This window comes from Segetibacter sp. (assembly GCF_025963695.1).
Classification (GTDB): Bacteria; Bacteroidota; Bacteroidia; order Chitinophagales; family Chitinophagaceae; genus Segetibacter.
On sequence record NZ_JAOQAH010000091.1, the window covers coordinates 135,834 to 141,833 of the forward strand.

The following is a 6,000-nucleotide window of genomic DNA, read 5'->3' on the forward strand; positions in this document are numbered from 1 at the left end:
CTGTATTTTTATTCGGATTTTAACAAGTATTTCATTTTAAAGAATGTAAGAAAGGAAGTGTTTAAACTGTAATGCTGCTATTAACAAAAAATATGGCACACATGCCAACAGAAAAATATTGGACCTAAAGAGTTGTTCGGTCACCTTGTAACTCATTTTATCTATGATATACTTACTTTGATGGAAAGGTTTTAGTTCATTTAAAGTACCTGGGTTTTAAGGCCCGGCTTTTTATTGCCGGAATACTTAAGGGGAAGAAGGGCTGCGCTGTTCGAATCTTTGTATTCGCTTTTCTATATTACCTATTGCTTGTGCAGTGCGGTTTAAAACATTTCTTAAGTTCTTTCTGCTTATCATATGTCTTTTATGATTTAGGAAATTTATTTTAAAAGCGGAGGTGCATATTTAGTAAATGAAGATTTTTAATGGGTTTTTATAAAGTTGATTTAAAAAGATAGTGTACAAGTGGGTGACACAACCGGAGCTAAATTGAAAATACAACTGCTGGTTACAGAAATAAATTTATTCAAAAACTGGGTTGAATTAGAATCATTACTTAAATTTTTAGAATGTCGTTAGAAGCAAGTTTTTTGAAGCTGGTATCTGTAATGGATGAACTGAGAGAAAAATGTCCGTGGGATAAAAAGCAAACTATAGAGACTTTAAGGCCGCTGACAATTGAAGAAACTTATGAACTTACAGATGCAATAAGTGACAATGATTGGAAAGGTATTAAAGAGGAATTAGGCGATATAATGCTTCACCTTATATTTTATGCGAAAATAGGAGCGGAGCAACAAAAGTTTACTTTACAAGATGTGCTTGAAGGTATAAGTGAAAAGTTAATCAGGCGTCATCCTCATATTTATGGTGATGTTGTAGTGAACAGCGATGAGGACGTAAAAAAGAACTGGGAACAGATTAAGATGCAGGAAGGAAAAAAATCTGTTTTAAGTGGAGTGCCAAAATCGCTGCCGGCAGTAGTGAAAGCTACGCGCATACAAGACAAGGCAAGACAGGTTGGATTTGAATGGGAGCATAAGGAAGATGTTTGGAAAAAAGTAGAAGAGGAAATAGGGGAGTTGCACGAAGCCGTTGCCGAAAACGACCAGGAACACATTGAAGAAGAGTTTGGTGATGTAATGTTTAGTCTTATAAATTATGCACGCTTTTTGCGTATTGACGCGGAAGGGGTTTTGGAAAAAACAAACAAAAAATTTATTGCGCGATTTACATTAATGGAGGAAGCTGCAGCCAGTCAAAATAAAACACTTGATCAAATGTCTCTTGCAGAAATGGATGATCTCTGGAACCAGATTAAACGTAACAGAACCCAGTGATAGAAATTATAAAAAAAAGCTTTTACAAACACGGTTACCTGCTGATTATAGCTGCCTGGCTATACACTATTTCTTTTATTTTTTCGAATTATTGGTTCTACACTTCCTCCCCCGTAAGAGTACAAAGCAGGTTGGAGAATTATGTGGCTGAGAGTGAAAAGAAATTTGAAAAGCTGGCAGCAGATGTTACCGTAATATATTCCATTTTAAAAAATCAATATAAGCCTAAGGAAATTGCTGATGACTTGACGGAAGATGTTGCCCTTTTTATTTATAGTAAAAATGATGTGGGAAACTTTTTGCTTGACTATTGGAGTAGCAATAAAGTGCTTCCGGCTAATGAAGATTTGGCTAAACCAGATGGCAAGCATTATGTATCATATAACAACGGGAAGTTTGAATTTGTAAAAAAAACGGTTCTGTTAAAAGGCAGGCAGGTAATTGTTGCAGGAGTTATACCGCTGCATTGGGATTATTTTTTCAAAAATAATTATTTACAGTCGGGGTATCCAACTCTCCCAGACGTAGAAAATAGTTATGATCTGGTAGATACAGGTGCACAGTTTTATGTAAGAAATGGAGATGGTAAAGTATTGTTTGGCTTAAAAGAGAAGAAGGATAAAAAGATAGATGAAGGAAGCCCCGGAAAGTGGTCTATTTCTCTACGAATAATAGCTATCATTTTTGTTTTAATATTTGTAAATGTTTGCGCTGTTGAAATTGTTAATAAAAAAGGTTGGGTTAATGGGCTCGCATTTCTCAGCGCAGTAATTATTTTTTTACGGGTCCTTAGTTATAAATTTCCATTCCCGTTTAACTTTCGAAACCTCGAGCTGTTCGATCCTTTTATCTACGGATCAAACACCTTACATCCTTCTTTAGGCGACTTGCTTATAAACGTAATTTTCCTTTTTTGGATTCTGAGTTTTGTTAAAGTAGCGGCGCTGAAGGAATTTCAAGAGGTGGATGATATAAAGGGGAAGAAAGCGTGGAAGGTTACTTTTTTATTATCCGTCTTCCTGGTAGCACTTTCGTTTCTTACTTCTGATGTTGTTAGAAGTTTAATAATGGATTCTCAAATTTCGTTTGATGTATCTGACTTTTTCAGGCTCAACATTTTTTCAATCATAAGTTTTATTATTCTCGGGCTAATCGTGTTATCTTTTTTTCACTTTAGTCATATTGCCTTACTATTTATACATAAATGTATTGACTGTCCTAATTATGTAAAGTATGTTTTTTTGGCTGGGGCAGGGTTCTTATACCTGTCTATTCACCTTAATAGCAGTTCCTCCATTAGTAATTTATTTGTGCTGATTTGGTTACTTATTTATGTGCGAATGATGGATTATAGAAAAGCAGATATTTATGTTCCCATACTTCGTTCTTCTTTCTTTTTGATATGGCTTATTTTTTTTGCTGCAAGTCTTTCCGCATTAATTATTTATCAAAATCACTACAAAGAGTTAGAAAAACAAAAGCAGGTTGCGGAGAAAGTAGCGGAAGAGGCTGATCCATCAGCTCAAAACATAATGGGCATGGGCATTACTAATATTAGCGATCGTTTTTTAACAGAGAACTACAAACGTTTTACTTACGAAAACGCTAACAAAGTTATAAAGGACAGCCTGATTAATGAGAATTTTTCAAGTTCGTTAAACACGTTCGATACCAGGCTGTTTACTTTTGATAACAATCTTCATCCTTTATTTAATGAAGAGAATACTTCGTATGGCGAGTTAAGCACTCTTGTTAAAAGAGGCAAGAAAACGGCATACGAAGATTTGTTTTATTTCTCAAATACCTATTACAGTTTCAGCTTCTTGTATGAAAAAGAAATAAAGGACTCTCTTCAAAATACGGTGGGTTATTTTCTGGTCGTTGCAGAGCCGAAGAAATACAAAAATCAAGCGCTGTCTCCGGAGTTATTTACCCAACAGGCTAAGAACGCTTCTGAAGAACTTGATCGCACCTACGCTGTCTATAATAATGGGAAGCTGATTAGTAGTGTGGGCGACTATAACTTTTTGTCGTATATACCCAGGCACTTGCTTTTAAGGCAAGAGTATAAAGAACAGCGCAATGGTGATTTTAACGAGCTCTGGTACAATGCCGGAAATAATAAAATGGTTATTATCGTTAAGAACTCCTCGTTCTTTATTCAGGCCATGACTTTATTCGCGTACCTGTTTGGATCGTTTCTCTTTATAATTGTCTTGTTTCAGATTGGTCGCTTTCTAATGCGGAATAAATTCAGTTACAAGCGCCTGAAGAATGGATTAAAATTGAACTTCAGGCACCAGATACAAAGTGCAATTATTTTCATCAGCATATTTTCTTTCCTCGTAATAGGTATAGCTACCATCTCTTTTTATATTAACAGGTTTAAACAAACTAATGAGGAGCGGCTTCTAAAGGCAATTAAAACACTGGGAGATGAAATTGAGACCCAGGTAGCAAATCGTAGCATCTTTGACGATGCGATACAAATTTATGAATTGGGCGCAGCGAGTGAACTTGAAAAAACCTTTAAGGAAGTTACTGAGATACACAACGTTGATGCTAACTTTTTTGATATTAATGGAAATTTAAAAGTTTCTACCCAGCCTTACATGTACAATAAGGCGGTTCTTAGCCGGATGATGGACCCAAATGCTTATTACAGTTTACAGCACGATCATAAGATACAGGTAATACAGGAAGAAAGGGTGAGCAACTTTTCTTACACCAGTGTTTATATTCCTATCAAAGACGAAAACGGTAAGTTGTACGCTTACCTGAACATTCCATACCTGAACACACAAAAGGAATTGAACCAGGAAATTTCTAATTTTCTTGTTACGCTCATTGTTTTAAACGCCTTCATTTTTGTTATAGCAGGCGCCATATCGGTGGTATTAACAAACCGCATCACCAGTTCGTTCGCTCTCATTGGTAGTAAAATGAAAGAGATAAATCTGGGTAAAGCCAATGAAGAGATCTCGTGGGATGCAAACGATGAAATTGGCACCCTTGTAAATGAATACAACAAAATGGTAAGAAAGCTGGAGGAGAGTGCCCTGGCCCTAGCAAAAAGCGAGCGGGAAGGAGCGTGGCGGGAAATGGCACGACAGGTAGCCCATGAAATTAAAAACCCGCTAACGCCAATGAAGCTAAGCATACAATATATGCAAAGAGCGATCAAGGAAAAAAATCCAAACAGCCCTGCAATGGTCGAAAAGGTATCTGCTACTTTGGTGGAACAGATAGACCAGCTTGCCAAAATTGCTTCTGACTTTTCACAGTTTGCCAATATTGGTAATGTAAAAATCGAAAGCTTTGATGTGAATGAAATTCTTAACTCGTTAATTAATTTATACAGCGCTAATGAAAGGGTAAGTATTCATTTTAATCATCCCGGTCAGCAGGCCGTAATTAATGCGGATCGTACCCAAATAAACAGGCTTTTTACCAACCTTTTTCAAAACGCGGTGGAAGCGTCGGAGGGTCAGGAAATGATGGAGATTTCGGTGAATGAATACATTAATGCAAACAAGCTGCAGATAGATGTAACGGACTTCGGCGTAGGTATACCTGAAGAAAAACGGCAAAACATTTTCACTCCAAACTTCACTACAAAAACTTCGGGAACCGGTCTCGGCCTGGCTATGTGTAAAGGAATAGTCGAAAAAGCAAATGGCAGAATTTGGTTTGATACCGAAGTAGGAAAAGGAACAACATTTCACGTGTTGTTACCACTGGTAGGCTTCCCCGAAAACTAAAGCCAGGATGAGAGGCAAAAACTGAATACCCATTTGTCGTCCTGGCTTCAAAGGAGTTTGGCGAAAAACCTAAATGGCCTCGTTTCCTGAAAGTGTACCTCTGTCATCGAGCTTGTTGTACTCGCTGTTGTCTTCCTGCTTGCGCCGTTCTTCCGTGGCCTGCTCGTCGGAGCTAGCCTGCCTGCTACCTTTTATATGGCCACTATTGTCTTGTGCCTCAAAACGTTTTGTATCAACCGGGCTTACTTTAGTGGTATCAATATCTACGTTGTTTCTGGTTTCCATATAGTTTGTTTTTTTTTGATAATGTAATAGCTAACCTCGCAAAAGCCTTGCCGCCTTGTTATAGGTAAAAGTGCTTTTAATTTATGGTTATAAACTTCATTACTCCACCCGGCATTGTTGTGTCACTCACTGCAACATTTGTAATGCTACTCAACCAGGGAAGGTTGCAACATTTATTTGCCCGTTTTTATCAACGTCTGGCGGGTTTATTTTTTGATCCACATACGATCTATTGCCCAACGGAGCGTCGCAAGAAAAGCCGATCAGGGATTTCGGCTTGCCAAAAAATTTTCTTCCTATGCTTAATAAAGAAAGCCCGATGAAAATCATCAGGCTTCCTTTATTTCAATCTAATAAATAAAAATCTAAAAATTCCGGTTCTTAATACGGCTTAGCTTCAGTAGATATTTCTTCAGCTTGCTTAACAGCTTCTTCTTTTCTTTCAACGCTTCCCGGCCTTGTGGAGCCATGTTGTTGTCTCATTTCGACAGCCTTCTTTATGCCATCAGCCACACGTTGTCCATACTCAGGGTCACAGTTGGTACATAGCTCAATCATCTTGTCTTGTATCACTTTATTGGCAGGTGCAAGCGCATTTACCAAATTTGAAATAA

Annotated in this window: 4 protein-coding genes; 2 read left to right on the forward strand and 2 right to left on the reverse strand. The window is 37.5% G+C overall.

Translation table 11 applies throughout. The features are described from left to right. The first annotated feature begins 569 nt into the window (after nt 1–569). Together mazG and JWR87_RS16820 are read left to right on the forward strand one after the other, a co-directional pair. On the forward strand, nt 570–1,340 hold the full coding sequence (gene mazG, locus JWR87_RS16815; protein WP_297822306.1) for a nucleoside triphosphate pyrophosphohydrolase: 771 nt from the start codon (nt 570–572) through the stop codon (nt 1,338–1,340). Beyond that, nucleotides 1,337–5,101, forward strand: coding sequence for a HAMP domain-containing sensor histidine kinase (locus tag JWR87_RS16820; protein ID WP_297822308.1), 3,765 nt, complete (start codon nt 1,337–1,339; stop codon nt 5,099–5,101). The genes mazG and JWR87_RS16820 overlap by 4 nt, the downstream gene beginning before the upstream one ends. A gap of 69 nt (nt 5,102–5,170) precedes the next feature. On the opposite strand, the gene JWR87_RS16825 is transcribed toward JWR87_RS16820, so the two are convergent. Both JWR87_RS16825 and JWR87_RS16830 read right to left on the reverse strand, forming a co-directional pair. After that, nucleotides 5,171–5,386: a hypothetical protein gene (locus JWR87_RS16825; RefSeq protein ID WP_297822310.1), complete on the reverse strand. Its 216-nt coding sequence runs from the start codon at nt 5,384–5,386 to the stop codon at nt 5,171–5,173. Nucleotides 5,387–5,767: 381 nt separating this feature from the next. Continuing rightward, nucleotides 5,768–6,000, reverse strand: a 233-nt coding sequence (locus tag JWR87_RS16830) for a catalase-related domain-containing protein (RefSeq protein WP_297822312.1), incomplete at its 5' end; no start/stop codon positions are given.

Coding starts and splice junctions, on each gene's coding strand:
- JWR87_RS16825 (WP_297822310.1), bottom strand. CDS start 5,386: ATGGAAACCAGAAACAACGTAGATATTGATACCACTAAAGTAAGCCCG.
- mazG (WP_297822306.1), top strand. CDS start 570: ATGTCGTTAGAAGCAAGTTTTTTGAAGCTGGTATCTGTAATGGATGAA.